The sequence below is a fragment of the Rhodococcus sp. P4_B6 genome, from assembly GCF_056402215.1.
The window spans coordinates 1-506 of record NZ_JBFUHV010000510.1; the positions used below are offsets into that span (position 1 = coordinate 1).

Genomic DNA, 506 nt, shown 5'->3' on the forward strand with positions numbered 1-506 from the left:
CCGATCTCGACCGCCAGCCCGAACGCGGTCAACGTGGACACCCCCCGCAGGCACCCGAGCCGGGTCACCACCGGGGTGTAGGCGCTGTCGGCGGCCATCCGGGTGATCGCGGCATCCAAACGGTCGCGCCGGCCGACGGCGGCGAGCATGGTGTCGTACGCGGTCTCGTACGCCAACTGCAGACCGGGTTCATCGAAGTGCTGGCTGCGCAGCCAGGTGTCGTGCACCTGCGTCCACGCGTGCCCTCCGYAGTAGACGATCCCCTGCCGCAGAAGAAGTTTCGACAGCCTGTGCCGGGCCGCCATKAGATCCCGGCGGACGTCCTCACGCGCGCGCACCAGATCCCGGGCGGCCTCCTGCGCCACGCTCGGCACCGTGACCGAGGTGATCTGATCGAGGTGCAGCAATCTCGCCAGATGCCGTGCATCTCGCGCGTCGGTCTTGACCCGATCTCCGGACGGGCGCTGCAGCTTCGAGGGCGCGGCCACCAGACACTCGATGCCGAC

At 69.4% G+C, this 506-nt stretch carries 1 protein-coding gene; it reads right to left on the reverse strand.

What is annotated here, in order from left to right:
- Positions 1-506: IS110 family transposase (locus AC1DWT_RS51850; RefSeq protein ID WP_477926353.1), on the reverse strand; the 506-nt coding region annotated here is incomplete at both ends.